The 20493-nt window shown below is 57.5% G+C and carries 19 protein-coding genes and 1 pseudogene; 11 read left to right on the forward strand and 9 right to left on the reverse strand.

Translation table 11 applies throughout. From position 1 onward, the window contains the following. The first annotated feature begins 1 nt into the window (after window position 1). Window positions 2-937: a VOC family protein gene (locus GS646_RS10490; protein ID WP_171182548.1), complete on the forward strand. Its 936-nt coding sequence runs from the start codon at window positions 2-4 to the stop codon at window positions 935-937. A 14-nt stretch (window positions 938-951) separates the two neighbouring features. After that, window positions 952-1572 (forward strand): alpha/beta hydrolase, encoded by a 621-nt coding sequence (locus tag GS646_RS10495; protein ID WP_171091852.1) that lies wholly within the window; start codon window positions 952-954, stop codon window positions 1570-1572. Here GS646_RS10495 and GS646_RS10500 read toward each other — a convergent pair. Continuing rightward, window positions 1534-2508, reverse strand: a complete 975-nt coding sequence (locus tag GS646_RS10500; protein WP_171182546.1) for a LysR family transcriptional regulator — start codon at window positions 2506-2508, stop codon at window positions 1534-1536. The genes GS646_RS10495 and GS646_RS10500 overlap by 39 nt on opposite strands. 283 nt (window positions 2509-2791) lie before the next feature. Here GS646_RS10500 and GS646_RS10505 point away from each other — a divergent pair, with 283 nt between their 5' ends. From GS646_RS10505 to GS646_RS10545, 9 genes and pseudogenes are all read left to right on the forward strand, one after another. Then, window positions 2792-3046, forward strand: a complete 255-nt coding sequence (locus GS646_RS10505; protein ID WP_171182544.1) for a DUF1427 family protein — start codon at window positions 2792-2794, stop codon at window positions 3044-3046. 30 nt (window positions 3047-3076) lie between these two features. Continuing rightward, window positions 3077-3781 (forward strand): hydrolase, encoded by a 705-nt coding sequence (locus tag GS646_RS10510; RefSeq protein WP_171091846.1) that lies wholly within the window; start codon window positions 3077-3079, stop codon window positions 3779-3781. Between the two features lie 131 nt (window positions 3782-3912). Then, window positions 3913-5646 (forward strand): amidohydrolase, encoded by a 1734-nt coding sequence (locus tag GS646_RS10515; RefSeq protein WP_171182543.1) that lies wholly within the window; start codon window positions 3913-3915, stop codon window positions 5644-5646. Window positions 5647-5670: 24 nt separating this feature from the next. Then, window positions 5671-5979: a GNAT family N-acetyltransferase gene (locus tag GS646_RS10520; protein WP_171091841.1), complete on the forward strand. Its 309-nt coding sequence runs from the start codon at window positions 5671-5673 to the stop codon at window positions 5977-5979. Beyond that, entirely contained in the window at window positions 5963-7573 is a 1611-nt protein-coding gene (locus GS646_RS10525) for an MFS transporter (RefSeq protein WP_171646749.1), read from the forward strand. The genes GS646_RS10520 and GS646_RS10525 overlap by 17 nt, the downstream gene beginning before the upstream one ends. Beyond that, window positions 7570-8472, forward strand: a complete 903-nt coding sequence (locus tag GS646_RS10530) for an efflux RND transporter periplasmic adaptor subunit (RefSeq protein ID WP_171182539.1) — start codon at window positions 7570-7572, stop codon at window positions 8470-8472. The genes GS646_RS10525 and GS646_RS10530 overlap by 4 nt, the downstream gene beginning before the upstream one ends. Window positions 8473-8527: 55 nt before the next feature. Beyond that, window positions 8528-8980, forward strand: coding sequence for a (2Fe-2S)-binding protein (locus tag GS646_RS10535; RefSeq protein ID WP_171182537.1), 453 nt, complete (start codon window positions 8528-8530; stop codon window positions 8978-8980). A 1-nt stretch (window position 8981) separates the two neighbouring features. After that, window positions 8982-11162, forward strand: coding sequence for a xanthine dehydrogenase family protein molybdopterin-binding subunit (locus GS646_RS10540; protein WP_171182535.1), 2181 nt, complete (start codon window positions 8982-8984; stop codon window positions 11160-11162). A gap of 81 nt (window positions 11163-11243) precedes the next feature. Continuing rightward, window positions 11244-12221: pseudogene (locus GS646_RS10545) on the forward strand (pirin family protein). A gap of 46 nt (window positions 12222-12267) precedes the next feature. On the opposite strand, the gene GS646_RS10550 reads toward GS646_RS10545, so the two are convergent. From GS646_RS10550 to GS646_RS10585, 8 genes are read right to left on the reverse strand one after another with little or no spacing between them, the layout of a single operon-like run. Continuing rightward, a complete protein-coding gene (locus GS646_RS10550) occupies window positions 12268-13089 on the reverse strand; it encodes a 3-keto-5-aminohexanoate cleavage protein (protein WP_171182533.1) in 822 nt (273 codons plus the stop codon). Between the two features lies 1 nt (window position 13090). Further along, window positions 13091-13975 (reverse strand): intradiol ring-cleavage dioxygenase, encoded by an 885-nt coding sequence (locus GS646_RS10555; protein WP_171182531.1) that lies wholly within the window; start codon window positions 13973-13975, stop codon window positions 13091-13093. A gap of 39 nt (window positions 13976-14014) precedes the next feature. Further along, window positions 14015-15772: an FAD-dependent monooxygenase gene (locus GS646_RS10560; protein ID WP_171182530.1), complete on the reverse strand. Its 1758-nt coding sequence runs from the start codon at window positions 15770-15772 to the stop codon at window positions 14015-14017. Window position 15773: 1 nt separating this feature from the next. Beyond that, entirely contained in the window at window positions 15774-16871 is a 1098-nt protein-coding gene (locus GS646_RS10565; protein ID WP_171182528.1) for a branched-chain amino acid ABC transporter permease, read from the reverse strand. Beyond that, window positions 16871-17734 carry a branched-chain amino acid ABC transporter permease gene (locus GS646_RS10570; RefSeq protein ID WP_171646745.1) on the reverse strand — a complete coding sequence of 288 codons (864 nt, stop codon included), beginning with the start codon at window positions 17732-17734 and terminating at the stop codon, window positions 16871-16873. The genes GS646_RS10565 and GS646_RS10570 overlap by 1 nt, the downstream gene beginning before the upstream one ends. Next, the gene (locus tag GS646_RS10575; RefSeq protein WP_171182524.1) at window positions 17731-18441 is read right to left on the reverse strand and encodes an ABC transporter ATP-binding protein; all 711 of its coding nucleotides are present in this window, start codon (window positions 18439-18441) and stop codon (window positions 17731-17733) included. The genes GS646_RS10570 and GS646_RS10575 overlap by 4 nt, the downstream gene beginning before the upstream one ends. Further along, a complete protein-coding gene (locus tag GS646_RS10580) occupies window positions 18441-19160 on the reverse strand; it encodes an ABC transporter ATP-binding protein (protein WP_171182522.1) in 720 nt (239 codons plus the stop codon). The genes GS646_RS10575 and GS646_RS10580 overlap by 1 nt, the downstream gene beginning before the upstream one ends. A 49-nt stretch (window positions 19161-19209) precedes the next feature. Further along, on the reverse strand, window positions 19210-20484 hold the full coding sequence (locus GS646_RS10585) for an ABC transporter substrate-binding protein (protein ID WP_171182520.1): 1275 nt from the start codon (window positions 20482-20484) through the stop codon (window positions 19210-19212). Window positions 20485-20493: the final 9 nt, after the last annotated feature.

Consider the following 20493-nt stretch of genomic DNA (forward strand, 5'->3'; position numbering starts at 1 on the left):
CATGATCAAAGACATCAAAGGGCTGCACCACGTCACATCGATGGCTGCAGACGCCAGCATCAACAATGCTTTCTTCACCAACACCCTGGGTCTGCGCCGGGTGAAAAAGACGGTCAATTTCGACGCACCTGAGGTTTATCACCTTTATTACGGGGATGAGATCGGCACGCCGGGCTCGGTCATGACCTATTTTCCATTCGGCCAGATGCCTCGGGGGCGTCGTGGTGCCGGAGAGGTTGGAATAACGGAGTTTGCCATCCCTACAGGTGGTATCGCGTTCTGGAAACAGCATCTTGCATCTGGCGGTGTGACCGGGCTGACCGAAAACACCGTCTTCGGAGAAAAGCGTTTGTCCTTCGACGGTCCCGATGGCGACAGCTTTGCCTTGGTCGAAACTGACGTGCGAGGTCGGACAGCCTGGACCCAGGGCGGTGTTCCCGATGACGCTGGAATTTTGGGTTTCCGAGGCGCACGCTTTGCGTTGAAGGACGTCGACGCGACGGGTGAACTGCTGACATTCATGGGGTACCAGAAAGCTGAATCCGAAGGTGACGCTACTCGTTACGTGATCGAGGGGGGTAACGCTGCAGACACGATTGATCTGCAACAGCTACCGTCAGGTGCTCCGACCGCTGGTCAAGGCGCTGGGTCCGTTCATCACATCGCTTTTGCCGTCGAAGACCGCGCCGCGCAGCTGCGTGTTCGGCAGGCTTTGCTGGATACCGGCTATCAGGTCACGCCGGTTATTGACCGCGACTACTTCTGGGCGATCTATTTCCGCACGCCGGGTGGTGTGCTGTTCGAAATCGCCACGAACGAGCCCGGTTTTGACCGTGACGAAGATACGGCCCATCTGGGTGAAGCGCTCAAGCTGCCCACCCGTTACGAGCCACATCGCAGCAAGATAGAAAGTCTTCTGCCCTCACTTGAACCATGATGACGGAGGTTGAGATGTCCAAAGATCTCTATCAGGCGCTGGTGCGGGCGCCGCAATCTGCCCGTCCGCTGGTTTTTGCCTTTCACGGCACCGGAGGGGACGAGCATCAGCTTTTCGAACTGGCTGGCGAGCTTGTTGCCGGAGGCGGAGTGGTCTCGCCGCGCGGTGATGTCTCTGAGATGGGCGCGGCGCGGTTTTTCCGTCGCGCCGCAGAGGGGATTTATGACATGGAGGACCTTGCGCGCGCGACTGAAAAGATGATCGCGTTCATCGAAGCCCATCGCTCAGAATATCCCGGCCACCCCGTCTATGGTTTCGGCTATTCGAACGGGGCAAATATTCTGGCGTCCGTCTTTCTTAAACGTCCGGACCTTTTCGAAGCGGTCGGGCTCTTGCATCCGATGGTGACTTGGGAACCCGAAGTAAATCCGCAGCTAAAGGGACGGAAGGTTCTGGTGACGGCGGGTCGGCGCGATCCGATCACGCCGCTGACGATGTCGGAACGCCTGATCAAATGGCTGTCCGAGAATGGCGCCGTGGTCACATCAGATATTCACGAAGGCGGGCACGAATTGCGCAACTCCGAGCTGACGGCCCTAGCGACCCACTTCAACGGGGACGTCAGCCTCGGCTGAATGATCAAGCAGCGCATTCAACGTAGACAACACAGCGGCTTCTTTGCGCGCCCAGGACATGAACTCATGGATATGCTCTTCACGCTCGCGCCCCGGGTGGCAACAAATGAAATAGTTGAACCCTGTCTCTACTACAGGACCGAATGGGCAGATCAGCCGACCGTCAGAAAGTGCCGAGTAAACCAGCAGCGATCCACACAGCGCTACACCCGCGCCTGCGATCGCGGCGTCCACAATCTGACCGCCCGGTGGTCTTTCGAACCGCATGGCTTTGGAAGGGTCTACCGCATTCGGGAGACCAGCGTGTTGGCTCCAAAGAACCCAGCTGGGAACCGATCCGGCCAGCATCGGCGTTGTGTCGTACAAAACCTGCGCGGCGTTAATATCGGCAGGAGACCTTATGCCAAATGTGTTCAGCACAGCCGGGCTGGCAACAACCAGCATCAGCTCACGGTGGAGCAACTGCGCATACCGGTCCGAAGGCGGCTCGCTTGCATATCGGATCTCGATATCGGCCGTGGCGTGGGTTTTGTGGTCCGAGGGGTTTTCGGACTCGATATGGACCTGAACGTCAGGGTGGTCCTTGGTAAACTTGTGAAGCCTAGGCAAAAGCCACTTACTGATCAGCGCATTACTGGAGCTTATACGAAGCTTCGGTGCTTTCTTGGGGCGGACCTCATCGACCACTTGGCGAATCTGCAGAAACGCTTCGCTGATCGTCGGCTGCAAGCGCTGTCCTTCAGGTGTCAGATGGATCGCGCGGGTCTTTCGCACAAACAAAGGCACTCCAAGGTCGGCTTCCAGCGCCTTTATCTGCTGGCTGACCGCGCCCGGCGTGACCGAAAGTTCATAGGCTGCTTCCTTGATTGATCCGCGCCGGGCCGCCGCCTCAAAGGCGCGCAAACTCAGCAAGGAAGGCAATCGGGTCAGTGGCATGGCAGCTCAAATTTATAGTTTAGCCCAGCTAATGCATACCCGCAGAACTTCTGCTTTGTCGAGTTCAAACTACACCCCACATCGTTACACAACAGAACCTGGAACTGAGTGAAATGATCGCGATTTACCAAAAGGCCTTGCAAGGACGTGCGCTGGACGGAGGGCTGGACAGCCGTCAAACAGCCTCGTGCCGTCGGTTTCAGCACCGAACCAACATGGGGACCGCACGCCCAGAAAACTCAGTCGTCAAAGCAATCGCATCCAAATTCCAACGAGGTCCAACGTGACTTGGCAACCCTACCTTATATCGCTCGCAGCGGGCCTTGGCATCGGGGTCATCTACGGCCTGATCGCAGTCCGCAGTCCGGCCCCACCAATCATCGCCCTTTTGGGCCTCTTGGGCATGCTTGCCGGAGAAGCCGCCGTGCAATGGATCAGGGGCCATTCCGACGCCGTGTCGCAGGCCCTGCATCTGAAATCCTTCGCCGTGACGAAGGCGGACCAAGTCGCAGAACCCAGCAAAACCGAAACCCTTTAACCCCATCCAAACTCAACCAAGGAACGAACAATGTCCAAACTTGATGTCCTGACCCCAGAGAACAGCCAGATCATCTTCATCGACCATCAGCCGCAGATGGCGTTTGGTGTGCAATCGATTGATCGTCAGACGCTGAAGAACAACACCGTTGCCCTGGCTAAAGCCGCCAAGATTTTCGGCGTGCCCACAATCATCACAACGGTCGAAACAGACAGCTTTTCGGGGCAAACCTATCCTGAACTTCTGGACGTTGACCCCCAGGCGCCTTTGCTGGAACGCACGTCCATGAACTCTTGGGACGACCAGAAAGTCCGCGATGCGCTGGCACGCGGGGCAGTTGAAGGCCGCAAGAAAATCGTGGTCTCCGGCCTTTGGACCGAGGTCTGCAATATCACCTTCGCGCTGAGCTGCATGGCCGATACGGATTACGAAATCTACATGGTTGCGGACGCGTCGGGGGGTACGTCGGTTGATGCCCACAAATACGCGATGGACCGGATGGTTCAAGCCGGAGTCATCCCTGTGACCTGGCAGCAAGTTCTGCTGGAATGGCAACGAGACTGGGCACGGCGCGACACGTACGACGCTGTCATGGACCTGGTGCGCGAACACTCCGGTGCCTACGGCATGGGCGTGGATTACGCCTATACGATGGTCCACAAGGCCCCATCGCGCACCCGTCACACTGGTCCGACACTGGACGCGGTGCCCGCCGGCAAGGTCGCCGCAGAATAATCTGCCGCGCCGCGCTCGCTCGGTCCCCTCATCCCTCCCCGTGAAACCGAGCGGGCGATTTCTCAAACCATTCTCATCTGTGCCCGACCGGCGGGCACCGACCAGTCCCGCTTTGCCAAAGGATGCAAATCATGGCCGCCCCAGACAAGATACTCTTCAACGGCAAGATCACGACAATGGATCCCGACATGCCCGAAGCTACAGCTGTGGCCATATCGGGGGATCAGATCACGGCTGTTGGTACAGACAAGGAGACACTCGGGCTTGCGGGTCCTAAAACCGAGACAATCGATCTGGGCGGCCAACGTGTGATCCCCGGGCTGATCGACAGCCACACGCATATCATTCGGCAAGGCAATAACTTCGCGATGGAGCTGCGCTGGGACCACGTTCCGTCTCTTGCCGACGGTCTGCGTATGCTAAAGGCGCAGGCGGAGCGTACACCTGCGGGTCAATGGATCCGTGTCGTAGGCGGCTGGTCCGTTGACCAATTCGCCGAAAAGCGTCTGCCAACAATTGATGAGATCAATGCGGTTGCGCCGGACGTGCCTGTCTACGTGTTGCACCTGTATGATCGCGCGTGGCTGAACAAAGCCGCCCTGCGTGCAATCGGCATCGACAAGCATTTCTACGAACCCTTTGTCTCGGGCCGTCTTGAGCGGGACAATCAGGGCAACCCGACCGGGTTGGCACTGGCGCGGCCCAACGCTCAGCCGCTTTATGCGCTGTTGGACATGGCACCCAAGCTGGATTTCGAGCAGCAGGTCACCTCGACCAAGCACTATTTCAAGGCGCTGAATGGGCTTGGATTGACCTCAGCTTTGGATTGCGCGGGTGGCTTCCTGAACTATCCCGATGATTACGGTGTGATCACCGAGTTAAATAAGCGCGGCGAGCAAACGGTGCGCATCGGCTATCAGCTTTTTGCACAACGTCCGATGTTCGAACTGGACGATTTCAAACGGTGGAATGACATCGTCAAACCAGATGAAGGCAACGACTACCTGAAATGCGTGGGAGCGGGCGAGATGCTGGTCGCGTCGGCCTATGATTTCGAAGACTTCAGCTACCCACGCCCCGATCTGCCCAAGCGGATGGAAGGAGACCTCAGGCCAGTACTGGAGTTTCTGTTCGAAAACCGATGGCCGATCCGTTTCCACTGCACGTATGAAGAAAGCGCCCACCGGTTGCTGAGCCTTATCGAAGAGGTCGGTCGTGACAAAGGGCTGGAAGAGCTGAACTGGATTTTCGATCACGGTGAGACGATTTCGGAATCCACCATGGAATGGGTCGCCCGGCTTGGCGGCGGTATCAGCTACCAAAACCGCATCGCTTTTCAGACGACAGCCTATCGCGACCGATACGGTGAAGACGCCCTGCGCGAGGTTATGCCGGTCAAGAAGATGATGGCATCTGGTGTGCCTCTTGCCGCTGGCACGGACGCCACGCGAGTATCCTCATACAATCCGTGGTTGGCCATTCACTGGGCCGTTTCTGGCAAGGGTCGCGGCGGAGACGTCATCTGGAGTGCGGCGAACCGCTTGGATCGGCACGACGCGTTGCGTCATTGGACAGCTGCAGGGGCTTGGTTCAGCCGGGAAAACGGCAAGAAGGGTCAGATCAAAGCAGGTCAATGGGCAGATATCGCCGTGCTCGACCGGGATTATTTCTCGATCGCCGAGGACGAGATCACCGAGATCGAGGCCGACCTGACGCTGACAGGCGGCAAGATCGTGCACGCCAAGGCCCGTTTTGCGGCGCATGAACCAGCCCCATTGCCGGAGCTTCCCGATTGGTCACCCGTTCCTATTTTCGGTGCCCCCGGCGCTACGGCGCAAAACCAAGGCAGCCTTGCCGCTGAATAGCGGAAAGACCTCAGGAGATATCCCATGTTGGACGACCAAAAGCTAAAAATCACTTACAGCGAAAGCGACACAAAAGCTCGGTACGGCGCTTCGGTGTCCGGGATCGTGAGTGAGGCGGAACTGACACTATCTAAGGTCACGCCCAGCCTTGTCATCGCCGATCATACGTTTGTCCCGGATGAGCTGCGTGGCCGTGGCCTGGCGAGGGCCTTGGCTGCACAGCTTGTGGCAGACGCGCGCGACAAGGGTCTCCGCATAGTGCCTCTTTGCCCGTTTGTGCGGTCCTACGCCGAAAAAAACCGCGAGGAGTTGGCAGATGTCATCCAGTGGTAGCATCGCAAAACCTGCACCTGCGGCATCAAACTCGGCTTGGGCCCCGTTCAAACATCGGGCGTTTGCACTTCTTTGGGTCGCGACCCTAATCTCCAACGTCGGCACGTGGATGCATGATGTGGGCGCGGGTTGGTTGATGACAACGCTCAACTCATCCCCTGCTGTGGTCTCGTTGGTGCAGGCGGCAACAACCCTGCCGGTTTTTGTCTTTGCCTTGTACGCCGGAACGCTGGCGGATCGGCTTGATAAACGCAAATTGCTAATCACAGTGAACGTGGTGCTTCTGGTACTGGTGTCGGTGCTAACCGTGTTGGTTCAGCTTGAACTGGTAACACCCACGCTGCTGATCCTGTTCACGTTGGCCATCGGAACTGGCACAGCTTTCATGGCTCCTGCTTGGCAAGCGATCGTGCCAACCCTGGTGCCGCGTGATGCGTTGCAGCCAGCCATTGCGTTGAATTCAATGGGCATCAACATCAGCCGTGCCATTGGCCCTGCTTTGGCGGGCGTTCTGATTGCATCGGTCAGTCTGGCGGCCCCGTTTGCTGTCAACGCGGTCAGCTACCTTGTGATCATCGGCGCTCTGTTGCTTTGGAAGCACGAAGGCGGTGTTTCGAAGACATCTCAGCCTGTATTCAACGCAATGATGACTGGCATGCGGCACGTCGCTCATAACGGACCGCTCAAGGCAACATTGATCCGATCCTTTGCCTTCTTCATCTTTGCCTCTGCCTATTGGGCGCTATTGCCATTGGTTGTCCGGACAATCGAAGGCGGCGGGGCGACGCTTTATGGTCTGTTGCTGACTTTGATCGGTGCAGGGGCTGTTGCGGGTGCTTTGACCCTCCCGCAGTTCCGCGCGAGGCTTGATGCAAGCACGACAGCTGCAGGCGGCACCATCGGCACTGCCGTTGCCATGGCTATTCTTGCAACGGCGACAACACCTCCGTTGGCTTATGTCGCCGCATTGTTGGGTGGCTTTAGCTGGATTGCCGTTCTCACCACGTTCAATGTTTCGGCGCAGACGGCGCTGCCCAATTGGGTCAGGGCCCGAGGATTGTCTGTGAATCTGATGGTTTTCTTCGGGTCCATGGCGTTTGGATCAGCAATCTGGGGCCAGGTGGCCACGGCATCATCTGTGTCGATTACCTTGCTACTCGCAGCAGGAGGCCTGATCGTCGGCATGCTTCTAACACGCAAGTTCCAGCTTGGTCAGGGCGTCGATCTGGACCTAACGCCCTCTATGCATTGGCCTGCACCACAGGTTGCCCTTGAGGAGGACGGCATGGAATCCCGCGGTCCTGTCATGGTCGAAGTCGATTATCGCATCCGCCCCGAAGACGAAGCGGCATTCCTGTCCGCGATCCAGGAATGGTCGGGCGAGCGCTGGCGCGATGGCGCCTATGATTGGCGTGTCTTCCAAAGTGCCGAAGACCCCGAGCTATGGGTCGAAGCCTTCATGGTTTCATCTTGGGAAGAACATCTGGCTCAGCACGCTCGGGTGTCGCGGCAGGATCAGGATGTTCAAAAGACCGTCGCAGCTTTCGACACAAGAGAAAGCGGACCCGTCGTCCGCCATCTGATTGCGCCATGATGAGAGTGTTTGAGATGCTTTGCCCATCCACGTCAAAATGGCGCGGTTTGCCGGTCATGGTTCTTGCAGCTTTGTTCGGATTTCACGGGCCTGACTGCGCGTCAGCGGGAGACCTAGGATTTGAAGGCCGTATCGAAGCAGTTGAACGGTCGGACGTGTACAGCCGCGCAGAAGGCATTGTCGAAGAGGTACTTGTCGCCCAAGGCGATTATGTGGAGGCAGGCACTCCACTGCTTTGGCTGCGAAATGATCTCGAAAAACTGGCGGTTGATGCCGCAATTTCAGAGCTGGCCAAGGCCGAGGCTTTGCTGGATCAAGCGCGCGATAAAATGGAACGCGCCGCTCAGTTGTCCACGCGAGGAACCGCAACAGAGGTCGCCTTGTTCGAAGCGGAAACCAACCTGAAATTGGCTGAGGCGGAAACCGCATTGGTGGAAACGGAGTTGAAGGTCGCGCAAACGAATTACGACGACACGTTCATCCGCGCGCCGATCTCTGGCCATGTTGAAGATCCACAGGTCGGGCCGGGGTCACTGGTTGAGTTCAGCTCTGGTGACCCGCCCTTGTTTCAGATCGTGAACCTTGACCGCCTGCGCGTTGTTTTTGAGATCCCTTACGCCCACTGGGTTGAGGAGATGAACGGGAATGACGCGCGTCCAAGGGCATCTTCGGATTTGGCCCAGTTTCGCATTGTGTCGGAAACTGGCGCGGTATTGCAAAAGCCATTCACGCAAACTGGTTCGGCCGTCTGGGTGGACGACAAAAACGGCAAAATTCGGGTGTGGGCGGATTTGGAGAACCCCAACCCGGCTTTGCTGCCGGGATTGAAAGTTCGTGTCACGCCTGTGGTCCCTTCGGGCACCGGAGTCCGGCAAAACCACTCCATGGTCAGGCCATGACGAAACCCACTCCACGCGACCCCATCAATATCAGGCATCAAAAGGACTGTTCCAAATGATCAAATTCGAATTGAACGGCCGACCCGTAGAGGTTGATACCCCCCCTGACGAAATGTTGCTGCTGGTCCTTCGGGACACACTCAAACTGAAGGGCACGAAATACGGATGCGGTGCTGCCATGTGTGGGGCCTGCACGGTGCATGTGGATGGTGTTGCGAGCTTCGCGTGTCAGATGTCGGTTAGCGACGTGGAGGATGCGCAAGTCACGACGATCGAAGGATTGTCCGAAGACGGCTCGCATCCTGTTCAGAGGGCCTGGATCGAAGAGCAGGTTGCACAATGCGGCTATTGCCAGTCGGGCCAAATCATGCGCGCAGCGGCACTTCTGGCGGGCAATCCATCCCCGACACGACAGGAAATCGTCGATGAGATGAGCGCGAACCTTTGTCGCTGCGGAACCTACAACCGCATTTTCAAAGCCATCGAACGCGCAGCCAAGGAGGTTTGAGATGACTATGACCATGAACCGCCGAGGTTTTCTAAAAGGCGCCGCTGGCCTGACGTTCTTCATTGGAGTGGGCGGGCTGTCATCGGTCCGCTCTGAGGCCGCAGTTGGAACGCTGGATGTCAATCATTGGTTGACGATCCGGGCCGACGGAAGCATCCGGATCGTCTTCCCCTCGACCGAAATGGGGCAAAGCAGCTATTCCACACTGCCGCAGATCCTCGCTGAGGAACTGGATGCAGCATGGGACGACGTTGAGATCGAACAGTTGAACGCTGATGATCGGCGCTTTGGAAATCAGCTTTTTGGCGGTGTTTTGTACACGGCTGGCAGCACTGGAACGCAGTTCTACTTTGACCCGATGCGCAAGGCAGGCGGGCAGGCGCGCGACGTTCTATTGCAAATCGCAGCGCGCGAATGGGGTGTGGACAAAGCCAGCCTTAGGACCGAACCAAGTGTTGTTTTGGGCCCGGATGGCCAGCAGGCAGGGTATGGTGAACTTGCGGCGCTCGGTTCAAGGGATGTGACGGTACCAGACGCTGAAACCGTGCCTCTGAAAGACCCATCCGCGTTTCGGATCATCGGGCAAGACCTACCGCGTCGCGACGTTCCGGCCAAAAGCACAGGTCAGGCTGAATATGCCATTGATGTGGAAGTGCCCAATATGGCCTATGCAGCTGTCCTGCGCGCACCAGTCGAGGACGAGGTGCCGCTTTCCATCAACGACGCTGCCGCACGCGAAGTACCGGGCGTCATCGATATCGTAACAGTACCGGACGGCGTCGCCGTCGTCGCGGAAAGCCTTTGGTCTGCCTTGGGGGCACGGGGCTTGCTTGAGGTCGAATGGTCCACCACCTCACCCTTCCGAACCTCAAAAAGCGAAGAGACGCTGGCCGAATACGCCGCAGCTGTCAGCGCTCCTGAAGCGTCGGGTGCAACCTGGGCCGAGAAAGGCGACGCCCCCGCAGCCATTGGCAACGCTGACCGTCAGTATTCGCAGCTTTATTTGTCGGATTATGCCTACCACGCTCAGATTGAGCCGATGGCAGCTGTCGCGGCAGTCGATGCGGACGGGCAAGGTGCTGAGGTTTGGGCAGGCACGCAAACGCAGTCGTGGACCGCGCGCACCGTGTCGGAGGTGTTGGGCATCCCTGTCGAAAGCGTTCGACTGAACATGATGACAATGGGCGGAGGATTTGGTCGACGCACAGCCCTGATGCAGAACTATGTGCGCGATGCAGTGCTGTGCTCGAAAGCTATTGGACGCCCTGTCAAAGTGATCTGGCCGCGTGAAGACGACTTAAAGCAGGGAACCTTCCGTCCCGCTGCAGCGCAAAAGCTTGAGGCAGGTCTGACTGCGGACGGAAAACTCGACGGGTGGTATCACAAGGTCGCTACACCAACGGTGATCGGGTTTTTCAATCCCGTGCGTTGGGACGCGGTTAACCCGAACGATGTGATCTCGATGCGCGGTGCAGAGAGCAAATTCTATGGGATTAAGGATTTCCGCGCCGATCACCTGATCATGGAAAGGCACGCGCGCCTTGCCCCCTATCGCGGTATTGGCGCGTCCTACACGGCCTTTGCGGCAGAGTGTTTTATGGACGAACTGGCAGAACAAGCCAGGCGGGATCCGTTGGAGTTCCGGCTGGACCTTGTTTCAGAAAACCCGCGCGGGCGGCACCTGCTCGAGAAAGTGGCCGAAATGTCCGATTGGTACAATCGGGGTGATCGAAACTTAGGTCTTTCCTTCGCTGGCTACAGTTCATCAATGGCGGCAGGTGTGGCGGAAGTTGAAGTCGACGCGGACAGCGGAGAGATACAGATCACCAACTTCTGGGCGGCCATCGATGCGGGCCTGATTGTCACGCCGGACAACGCGCTCAATCAAATCGAAGGTGGGATCGTATTTGGAATCTCGATGGCTCTTTCCGAAAAGATCGACATCGAAAACGGCGAGGTGGTGCAGAGCAACTTCTGGGACTACGAGATCACACGCGCGTCGCAGATGCCTGAGATAGAGATCTACGTCGCGGAGGTCGATGCGCCGCCTGTTGGTGTCGGCGAGGTTGGCACTCCGATGGTGCCTGCGGCCATTGCTAACGCGTTCTACGCCGCACAAGGCAAGCGCTTGCGCCACATGCCGTTTACACCGGATCGCGTCACCGCCACGCTGGAAACGTAGGGGCCTAAGGATGCTGCCGGTCATTTCCTGTGACCGGCGGCGCATTTGCCAAGACCCGACTACAAACAAAGGACCCACTGCATGAGCTGGAACCCCACGCATAACCCTGAGTGCCCAAATGCCTCAGCAGACAGTGTTGAAACTCTGATCATTCCGCGCGCCCGTGATCTAGGTGGCTTTGAAGTCAGGCGCGCGTTGCCTGCGCCTGAACGCCAGATGGTCGGGCCATTCATCTTTTTCGATCAGATGGGTCCAGCAGAGTTCATCACGGAAGGCGGCATAGACGTTCGCCCACATCCGCATATTGGTCTTGGAACCGTAACCTATTTATATGATGGCGAATTTGAACACCGCGACAGCCTCGGCACCCATCAGATGATCTATCCGGGAGAAGTGAACTGGATGGTTGCAGGCAAGGGCGTCACGCATTCCGAACGCACCAGCGCGGAAACGCGGGCGAAGCGCAACCGGTTGTTTGGTATTCAAACCTGGATCGCGTTGCCAAAAGACCGCGAGGAGATGGCACCGGACTTTGAACATCACAAGAACGCGGCTCTTCCAGAGCTTCAAGATACAGGCATCCAAGCAAAGCTCATACTCGGATCTGCCTATGGCAAAACCGGCCCCGTGACGATGCAGTCCGAGACGTTTTACATCGACGTCATTCTTTCTCCGGGCGCGCATTTTCCATTGCCTGACGATCAGGAGGATCGTGGAATCTATGTCACTGAAGGGTCTGTTGAGGTTGCTGGCGACGTCTTCGAAGCCGGGCAAATGATGGTCTTTCGACCCGGTGACAAAATCAGCGTTCGGGCTGTTGAAAAGGGTGCGCGTCTCATGGCGCTGGGCGGTGCAACCCTGAGCGAGGAGCGTTATATCTGGTGGAACTTCGTTTCATCGTCGCGAGACAGGATTGAAGAGGCCAAAGAGTCTTGAAAAGCGGCGGATTGGGCCAATGGTCCATTCAAACTGCCGCCGGGTGACGACGCCGAGCATATCCCGATCACGCCAGAACTTGAGCAAACCTTGCCCAATAGAATAACCGAGCCTTCGGCCTGACTGTCAGACCGGGATTGTAGGATTTCCAAAGTGCGCAAAACCCGGTCTAGAGGCCCAAAATATTTCGTGCCTGGCCGGCTGTCGCAACCGGGCGGTTGTATTGGTCACAGATCTCTGCAGTGCGCGTTACAAGCGCTGCATTTGATGGTGCCAGCGTATTGCGATCCAGGCGTACGTTGTCTTCGAGGCCGGTTCGTGCATGGCCGCCAGACGAAATTGCCCAGTGGTTCAGAACCTCCTGCTGGGCGCCAATGCCAGCAGCGCACCACGGTGCACCCGGAAACAGTCGGTCAACTGTCTTCACGTAGAAGTCGAATACGTCCCGATCCGCAGGCATTGCGTTTTTCACACCCATGACAAATTGCACATAAGGCGTGTCCTTGATTTGCCCTTTCTTGTGCATCTCGGCCGCCTTCAGGATGTGGCTCAGGTCGAAGGCTTCGATCTCTGGTTTGACGTCATAAGTCACCATCTCTGCTGCCAGCCAATCGACGAGATCGGGTGGATTTTCGTAAACGCGCGTGGGAAAGTTGTTCGACCCTACCGACAACGAGGCCATATCCGGCCGCAAGGGCAACATGCCGCCGCGCGTCTTGCCTGCCCCCGACCGCCCTCCTGTCGAAAACTGGATGATCATGCCAGGGCAGTGTTTCTCAAGCCCCTCTTTCAACCGTGCGAACTTATCAGGGTCACTCGAAGGCGTTTCGTTGTCATTTCGAACATGGGCATGGCAGATGGATGCCCCTGCCTCAAAAGCTGCCTGTGTACTTTCGACTTGTTCCTCGACTGTTATGGGCACCGCCGGGTTATTGGCCTTGGTTGGCAAGGACCCGGTTATTGCAACACAGATGATACAGGGTTCGGACATTTCAGGCCTCTTTCGGTGCGAGGACAAAGTCGAATTCGACATCCCAATAGGGCCCCTCAAAGCCAACTCCCGCAGAACGTGTCGGGTCATCGACGCGGCGGAATTCGGCGATCAGGCTTTCTTTGACACCAAAAACGGAATCCGAATGGAGGTATTTGTCCTCGGGGTCAAAAATGTGGGTTGTCAGTTCGTCATACCCTTCCTTTGACACAATGTAGTGCAAATGGGCCGGGCGAAACGGATGGCGACCCAACCGGTTCAACAAATCTCCGACGGGGCCATCGTCAGGAATAGAATAATGTTTGGGCCTGACAGCGCGGAACCAGTATTTTCCGTCCGGTCCCGTTCTAAAAACACCGCGCAGGTTAAAGTCGGGTTGGATGCCTTTTTGCTGAACGTCATAGAACCCTTCGTCGTTTGCCTGCCAGACGTCGATTTTGACGCCTTCCAACGGTTTGCCGTCAACGTCTGTCACACGCCCGCGCACCACCATATCTTCGCCCTTTTGATCAAGGCATATGTTATGCCCCATTGCGTATTCAGGGGCATCGCCAACGTGAAATGGGCCCAACACGGTGTTTTCGGAGGCTCCGGTTGGGCGACGAGAATTCACGGCATCCACCAGCATCGACACGCCCAGAACATCGGACAGGAGAATATACTCCTGCCGCCAGTCATCGCACATGTGCCCGACCTTGGTCAGGAACATGATCGCCTCGAACCATTCCTGCTGCGTTGGTTCGATTTCCTTCACTGCTTCATGAAGCTTTCGGGTGATGACCTCCATCACCTGCTTCAGCCGTTCGCTTTCTGCGTTTTTGTTCCGTGCGGTGACGACCTCGGCCGAGTTTTCTTCGGTAAAGTATCCCATCTCATGCGAGTCCATTTTGGCCTCCTAACTTGTATAAGTTTGCTCTGGATTGGGTCATCGGGAAAGCACCTTGGTCAAAGCGCGGCGCAGTTCGGCTTCGGCATCCGTAGCCATCTCGGCTGAGCGCCATGCGACGTGTTGATCAGGGCGGACCAACAAACAGCCCGTATCTGAAATCTCGGACGCCCGCGCCCAATCCCCGGTGTGGTCAACATAGGTCTGGCGCGGGCCGATGACGTGACAGCGAATGGGCATGCCCAGCTCTTTCGCGATCATTTCAGCCGCTTTTACCCAGGCCTCGCCACCAATTCCGGTCAGCACAGTGAATTCTCCGCGACCGCACAAATCCAAAGTTGAATGCTTGTTCCCAGTATCATGATCAAACACCCAGACATGTGGAATGCGCGCACCAGGCCAAGTCGTCGGCTGGTAGTGCAACTCAGCATCCTGATCAAAACCGGGATTGGTTTGACCATCCGTTTCAATCGCACAGGAGTCGTAGCGTTGGTTCATTTCCACGCCATGCGCATCGAACTCATATTTCTTGAAGGCAATCGCCTCGCGAATGGCTTGTCTTTGTGCCGCAGCTTCAGGCGTTGATCCCGAGCGTGCCTCAAGGTTGCTTTGCATGACCTCTGGATCGACGCCTTCGGCCATTCCGAGCGATTCAAAGATCGGTCCGAATTCACCGATGGATTGATTGGCCCGTGTGACGATCTGCTTTGCCACTGGCGAACGTTCTTCGCTGTAGCTTTCCAGCAGGTTCTCTCCGGCATGGCCTTTCAGGACAGCCGCCAGTTTCCAGGCGAGGTTGAAGCTATCCTGAATCGACGTGTTCGACCCCAGTCCGTTCGACGGAGGGTGTCGGTGCGCCGCGTCGCCCATGATGAAGACGCGATCTTTCTGCATATGGGTCGCGTACATGTTGTTGACGGTCCAGGTGTTAGCGCTGATCAGTTCGATCTCAAGCTCGGGGTCGCCAACAAGCTGGCGCGCTACCTGCGTTGCCATGGCCTCGTCAACTTCGGGTGCTGGTTGGTTGATGTCATAGCCCCAAACAATGAGCCATTCGTTCCAAGGGCGGACCATGCGGACCAAACCCATGCCGATGCCACCGACATTCGCACCCGGTTGCATCACCCAGTATAGGACCGAAGGCCGATGCGCGACATATTTACTGAGATCTGCCCGGAACAGGATGTTCATGGACCCGCCGACGCCCATCTGACCTTCGAAAGGCAGACCGGCATGTTCGGCGACCAGAGAATTGCCCCCATCCGCGCCCACCAGATATTTCGACCGGATCGTGATTTCTTCGCCCGACAATCGATCCAAACACGTCGTTGTCACACCATCTGCATCTTGCTCATGTCGCAAGTATTCGGTGCTCATCCGCGCTTGCGTGCCTCGGCGGCAGGCCGTGCCAAATAAGATCGGCTCCATGAATGTTTGCGGAAGGTCGTTCATCATCGTCGGGCTGGACAGCAGGTGTTCAGCCTTGGACAGTGGATGATTGCCCCAGCTTTTCATCCGTCCGATTTCCTCACCCGCGAGGCTTTCGCAGAACACATTTTCACCCATCAAGTCCTGATGCGCGGCATGCATATAGGCTTCGGCCTCGACCTCGTGACCCAGATCGCGCAGCACCTCCATCGTGCGCTGATTGGTGATATGTGCCCGCGGCGTATTGGCCAGCCAGCGATAGCGGTTGATGACCATATTCTCGACGTCGTAGCTGGACAGCAAAGCCGCCGTTGCAGAACCCGCAGGTCCGGTCCCGATAATCAGAACATCCGTTGTGATGGTGGCCATGTTACGCCTCCCTCTGTTTGTCAGATTGAATTGAGTTGAGGCCGTCCTTTGGGTTCGTCAGCACAAGGCGACGGCGCACAGGGAAAATCTGAAGCCCAGTCTTTTCTGAGATCAGCCCCCACAGACCGCGGGGGGCGAAGAGCATGACGGCGATCCCGATTAGACCAAGCACCATGAGATACCACGAGCCGTAGTCGGCCAGCAGGCTCTGCAAGATGAAGAAGATCAGCACGCCCAGGATCGGGCCTTCAATGGTTCCAATTCCGCCGATCACGACGATGAAGATCACATAGGCCGTCCAGTCGGTGACCGAGAACGCTGCATCCGGAGAGATGCGCAGTTTCTGCACATAGATCAAAGCACCGGTCAGCCCGGTTCCTGCGGCTGAGACCAAGTAGACCAGCCATTTCATCCGCACCGCATCCACGCCGACGGATTTCGCTGCTTCGACATTGTCGCGTACCGCAGCCAATGCCAGCCCGCGCTTTGTTCTGAGCAGCCAGTAGATACCCGCAATCGTTGCGATCACCAGCGCCAAGGCCAGCCAATAGGTCAGGATGTCCCGCGCTGCTGCACCGCGAACGTCAAACGTGGTCTGTATCCATTCGGTGGCCCACATCTCACGCGTTGCGGTGCGCGGCAGAGAGGTTCCGGTGCCTCCGCCGAGCACTTTCCATTGCGCCACTAGCAGACGCATAACCTCGGCGATGACCCATGTGCCGATGGCAAAATATGCCCCTTGCAGGCGGAAGGCGAAAAAGGCTGTGGGTATGGCTACAATCAGGGCTGCAACACCGCCCAAAAGGATCGCCGGAACCGGGTCCATCCCCCAAAGGATGACACCGCCAAACATGGCATAGGCTCCGATGCCTACGAAGGCTTGCTGCCCGACGGACACCAGCCCGCCATATCCTGCGAGCAGGTTCCAGAATTGCGCCAAAACCAACATCGTGAAGATAAAGAACAGGTCTTGGATCAAGCCTCTGCTGGCGAAGGTCGGCAGCAGGATGAACAGGATGATCAGAGCGATACAGACAGCTCCGGCGCTATAAGAGGCGCGGGTCTGGGTCTGGACACGATACGTCGAAATATCAGCCATCAGTCCACCGCCCTTGGAAACAGGCCTCTGGGCTTGATCAGAAGCACGATGAGAAAGGCCAGATGACCGGCCAGGATTTGCCATTCGGGATTGATCGCCGCGCCGACAGTCTGAGCGACACCGATAATGATGCCTCCGACAAGCGTGCCCCATAGGCTGCCGAGGCCACCAATGATCACAGCCTCAAAGGCATAGATCAGGCGCGCTGGGCCGATATTGGGGTCAAAATTCGCCCGCATGCCCAGATAAAGCGCTGCCAAGGTCACCACGAGCATTGCGATGGCTGTAGCGCTGGCGAAAATACGTTCTGGGCGGATACCCATCAAACCCGCCGTCACCGCATCATCCGAGGTCGCGCGAAACGCGCGGCCCAACTCCGTGCGGTAGAAAAGTTGGTTCAGACTGACGATCACAAGGATCGCCGAGGCAAAGGTCAGCAGCGGCAGCACGCCGAGGTTCAGCCCGCCCATCTGAACGGACGCCGTTGCGATTTCACCCGCAGGCAGACGTTGGCTATCCGCCGAGAACCCTTCGAGTAATGCGTTCTGCAAGACGACCGACAAACCGAACGTCACGAGCAAGGGCGGCAGGATATCAGGCCCCAGCACGCGGTTCAGCACATGTCTCTGCAAGGCCCAGCCCACGCCAAACATAATCGGCGCGGCTATGATCGCGGCCAGAAACGGAGAAAGACCAAGCAACGAAACCAGCAGAAGGATCAGATAGGCGGCAAAGACAATCAGATCGCCATGGGCCAAGTTGACCAATCGCATGATCCCGAACACGAGGCTCAGGCCTGCCGCAAACAGCGCGTAGAGCCCGCCCAACAGAACGCCTTGAATGATGGTGTCGATCCAGATCATGCGGCGGCTCCTCCGAAATAGGCATCGTGAATGGCCTCGCGGCTGAGCGTGTCTGCGGTGCCTTCCAGCGTGACGCGACCCTCCATCATGCAGTAGACGCGGTCTGCGACTTTCATCGCCTGGCCAATGTCCTGCTCCACCACGATCAGGCTAGCTCCGGCCTCCTGAATGCGAGGGACGGCATCGTAGATGTCCTTGATGACCACGGGTGCCAGACCAAGGCTAATCTCGTCACAGAGCAGAACGCGCGGGTTGCTGATCAGGGCGCGGCCTATGGCTACCATCTGCTGTTGCCCACCAGAAAGGGCTGTGCCCGGGTGGTTTCGACGCTCTTTCAGGATCGGGAACAGGTCGTAGATTGTTTGCAGGGACCAATGGCCCGATACCTTTCGGCCATAGGTGCCTATCAGTAGGTTTTCCTCGACACTTAGGGAAGGAAACAGCCGACGCCCCTCGGGCACCATTGCCACTCCGCGTGCCATGATCTCATCTGAGGTCAGATCGCCGATGGGCTGGCCGTCAAAACGCACCTGATCAGACCCGTTGGTCAGAACCCCCGAAATCGAGCGCATGAGGGTCGATTTCCCGGCCCCGTTTGCGCCGATGATGGCGACGGTTTCACCTTCGTTCAGGTGGACGTCCACACCGTACAGGGCTTGGAAGTCTCCGTAATGGGCGGTCAGCGCGTGGGTTTCCAGCAGGCTCATCAGACTTCGATCCCCAGATAGATTTCTTTGACTTCCCGGCTGTTCATGATCTCGTCCGGATCGCCCAGACCGATGACCTTGCCGAAATCCAGAACCAGCAGCCGTTCAACGACTGAGGTGAGCGCATGCAGGACATGTTCGATCCAGATGATCGTGACGCCACTGCTATGCAGCCCTTTGATCGTGTTGATCAGCGCGGTGCATTCTGCGTCGGTCAAACCCCCGGCGATTTCGTCCAGCAGCAGCAGCTTAGGATTGGTTGCCATCGCACGGGCCAACTCCAACCGCTTGCGTTGCAACAGCCGCAATCCACCGGCCGTGTCATTGGCCACATCCAACAATTCCGTTTGCTCAAGAATGCGGGCGCAATCCTGTTCAACCTCGTGTTCGGATTTGCTCTGCCCGTGCGTCGCGGCCACCAGCAGGTTTTCGAACACTGTCAGATGATCAAACGGCTGAGGGATCTGGAACGAGCGCCCTATACCTGACAGGCAGCGTTGCATGGGGGGCACGCGGGTCACATCCGTCCCGTCAAAATGGATCGATCCCGCGTCAGAAGTCAGATTGCCCGTTATCAGGTTGAACAACGTGGACTTGCCCGCGCCATTCGGACCAATGATCCCAAGGGCCTGCCCCTGCGAGACATCAAAACTGACATCGTCAGTGACAGTGAGCGCACCGAAGCTTTTTGAGACGTTTTTGAGCGAAAGAATGGTCATACCGGAGTTCCTGCCCCGGAAAAGATCCGGGGCACTGGTTTCGTTGCGATCAGGAGATTTCTTCCATCACACCTGCGGTCGGGATTTCGGGTGCCGAGGAGTTGTCGACGATCACGAGGTCATAGCTGCCATTGTCGAGTAGCCGCCATTGCCCCCCGACCAAGGGTGTTTTCGCAACGTTCTGCGCGGCGAAGGGCGGTAGGCCCGCACCATCAAAGGCGATCCGGCCAACGATCGAGTCCAGCTGCGTAGCTGCGATGGCTTCGGCGACCGCATCGCCATCACCCGCGTCATCAACGCGGCCCATGACATTTGCTGCCATTTCGAACAGCGCATGCACAAAGCCGATGGGTTGGGTCCACTGACGGTTGGTGGCGGCCATGTATCCTTGCGCCAGTTCAGCTGAGCTTGCGCCGGTCAGCGATGACGAGAACGGATGGGTGGGGGACCACCAAACTTCAGAGCTCAGGTTGTTGCCTGCGTCGCCCAATGCCTCGACCGCTTGCGGGAACAAGATGGCCTTGCCGATACTCGCGGCTTTCGGGGTGAAACCTTGCTGCTTGGCTTGGCTCCAGAATGTGGTGAAGTCAGGCGGGATCGGAACGCCGGTTACGATTTCAACATTCGCCTGCCGGAACGCGTTGATCTGGGCGGAGAAATCGTCAGTCAGGTTCTGGTACCGCCCGGGATCCGTCAGCGTATAACCCAACTCTGAGAGAACAGGTGGGAAACCTACATTCGGGTCGCCCCAGGCATTGCCATCACCGTCATTTGGGAACAGAGCGCCGACTTGTTTGTTGGTCTCCAACTGGTTCCACATTGCCGTGAAGACCGAGATCACGTCCTCAAGACCCCAGAAAAAGTGATAAGCGTAATAGAACGGCTCCCAACTGGCTGGATCACCGGGATTGCCCTGCTGGCCAATGAACCATGGCTGCCACGGGGCAACGGTCGAAATGCAGGGCACTTCCTCGGCCTCACAGGTCGAGGCAACCGGGTTGGTGGTTTCGGGTGTCGAGGCAACCAACATGAGGTCGATCTCATCGTCCACGATCAGCTCGCCCGCGACATCTGCGGCGCGGTTCGGGTTCGACTGACTGTCCTTAACGATGACCTCAAAATTCGCACCGGCCTCGGACGCGGCGAAGTTTTCCAAAATGTACCTGTCTGCCTCAGAGAACGCAGCCAAAGGCCCTGATTGTGGGCTAACGTAGCCTAGTTTGATCTTTGCGCCCTGAGCGATAGCGGGCGCGGCGAGCGTGCCGGCGGCCAGCCCGAGGCCGGTTGCAGCGCTGGATTGCAGCAATTTGCGACGTGTGATCATGTGTCCCTC

The sequence above is a fragment of the Ruegeria sp. HKCCD4315 genome (genome assembly GCF_013112245.1).
In the GTDB taxonomy this organism is placed as follows: domain Bacteria; phylum Pseudomonadota; class Alphaproteobacteria; order Rhodobacterales; family Rhodobacteraceae; genus Ruegeria.

Bases quoted from the DNA above. Each gene is read 5' to 3' on its own strand.
- GS646_RS10500 (WP_171182546.1), bottom strand. From the start codon at position 2,508: ATGCCACTGACCCGATTGCCTTCCTTGCTGAGTTTGCGCGCCTTTGAG.
- GS646_RS10530 (WP_171182539.1), top strand. From the start codon at position 7,570: ATGATGAGAGTGTTTGAGATGCTTTGCCCATCCACGTCAAAATGGCGC.
- GS646_RS10515 (WP_171182543.1), top strand. From the start codon at position 3,913: ATGGCCGCCCCAGACAAGATACTCTTCAACGGCAAGATCACGACAATG.
- GS646_RS10510 (WP_171091846.1), top strand. From the start codon at position 3,077: ATGTCCAAACTTGATGTCCTGACCCCAGAGAACAGCCAGATCATCTTC.
- GS646_RS10520 (WP_171091841.1), top strand. From the start codon at position 5,671: ATGTTGGACGACCAAAAGCTAAAAATCACTTACAGCGAAAGCGACACA.
- GS646_RS10525 (WP_171646749.1), top strand. From the start codon at position 5,963: ATGTCATCCAGTGGTAGCATCGCAAAACCTGCACCTGCGGCATCAAAC.
- GS646_RS10555 (WP_171182531.1), bottom strand. From the start codon at position 13,975: ATGGACTCGCATGAGATGGGATACTTTACCGAAGAAAACTCGGCCGAG.
- GS646_RS10560 (WP_171182530.1), bottom strand. From the start codon at position 15,772: ATGGCCACCATCACAACGGATGTTCTGATTATCGGGACCGGACCTGCG.
- GS646_RS10495 (WP_171091852.1), top strand. From the start codon at position 952: ATGTCCAAAGATCTCTATCAGGCGCTGGTGCGGGCGCCGCAATCTGCC.
- GS646_RS10580 (WP_171182522.1), bottom strand. From the start codon at position 19,160: ATGACCATTCTTTCGCTCAAAAACGTCTCAAAAAGCTTCGGTGCGCTC.
- GS646_RS10535 (WP_171182537.1), top strand. From the start codon at position 8,528: ATGATCAAATTCGAATTGAACGGCCGACCCGTAGAGGTTGATACCCCC.
- GS646_RS10490 (WP_171182548.1), top strand. From the start codon at position 2: ATGATCAAAGACATCAAAGGGCTGCACCACGTCACATCGATGGCTGCA.
- GS646_RS10575 (WP_171182524.1), bottom strand. From the start codon at position 18,441: ATGAGCCTGCTGGAAACCCACGCGCTGACCGCCCATTACGGAGACTTC.
- GS646_RS10565 (WP_171182528.1), bottom strand. From the start codon at position 16,871: ATGGCTGATATTTCGACGTATCGTGTCCAGACCCAGACCCGCGCCTCT.
- GS646_RS10585 (WP_171182520.1), bottom strand. From the start codon at position 20,484: ATGATCACACGTCGCAAATTGCTGCAATCCAGCGCTGCAACCGGCCTC.
- GS646_RS10540 (WP_171182535.1), top strand. From the start codon at position 8,982: ATGACTATGACCATGAACCGCCGAGGTTTTCTAAAAGGCGCCGCTGGC.
- GS646_RS10570 (WP_171646745.1), bottom strand. From the start codon at position 17,734: ATGATCTGGATCGACACCATCATTCAAGGCGTTCTGTTGGGCGGGCTC.
- GS646_RS10550 (WP_171182533.1), bottom strand. From the start codon at position 13,089: ATGTCCGAACCCTGTATCATCTGTGTTGCAATAACCGGGTCCTTGCCA.